Origin of the sequence: Nocardiopsis tropica (assembly GCF_042660575.1) — a bacterium.
In the GTDB taxonomy this organism is placed as follows: domain Bacteria; phylum Actinomycetota; class Actinomycetes; order Streptosporangiales; family Streptosporangiaceae; genus Nocardiopsis; species Nocardiopsis tropica.
Genome location: NZ_JBHSUF010000066.1, coordinates 1 through 698, shown reverse-complemented (window position 1 = coordinate 698; position 698 = coordinate 1). Strand labels below are relative to the sequence as shown.

The following is a 698-nucleotide window of genomic DNA, read 5'->3' as shown; positions in this document are numbered from 1 at the left end:
GGGGTGCGCAGCCAGTGGGGGACGACGGCCCTGCCGTTGTAGGGGACGTAGCGCATGGGCAGGTAGGTGAGGTCGTGGGGGGTGGGGACCCTGAGGGAGGCGGGGATCTGTTCGATGGTGGCCTGTCCGTGGACCAGGGTCTCGGAGTACTCGACGCCGTGGCGGGCGGCGCGGGCGCCCAGCCAGGCGGCCAGGGGGTCTTCTCGCTCGGCCGGGGGCTGCTCGGCCATCCGCGCGAGGAAGCGGCGGCGGGTGCGGGCGAAGATGTCGGCGCCCCACAGGTAGCGCACGTGGGCCGCCCCGCACGCCTGCGCCGCGATCGCCCCCGCGAAGCTCACCGATCCCCAGACGACCAGGTCGGGCCTCCACTCCCGGCACAGCGCCACCAGGTCCTGCTCCATGGGGTCGTTCACCATCCGCCACCACCACGGGACGACCGTGCGGTAGCCCTCCAGCAGGTACTCCCAGGAGACCTCGTCGTCGGGAGCGGTCACCCGCCCGAACAGCGGGGCGTCGTTCAGGGTGTCGTGGAGGTCGAAGACCTTCATCGTCCGCCAGAAGCCGTGGTCCCGGCCGACCGGGACGAAGGGCAGACCCGTCGCCGCCACCGTCGGCCCCAGCGCGGGCTGGCTCGCCACCCGCACCTCGTGCCCGGCGGCCCGCAGGGCCCACGCCAGGGGCACCATCCCCAGGAAGTG

The 698-nt window shown here is 73.8% G+C and carries 1 protein-coding gene; it reads right to left on the bottom strand.

Annotated features, from left to right (window positions below; translation table 11 throughout):
• Positions 1 to 698 (bottom strand): glycosyltransferase family protein (locus ACFQBR_RS33600; protein ID WP_465264177.1); only part of this gene is annotated, 698 nt, incomplete at both ends.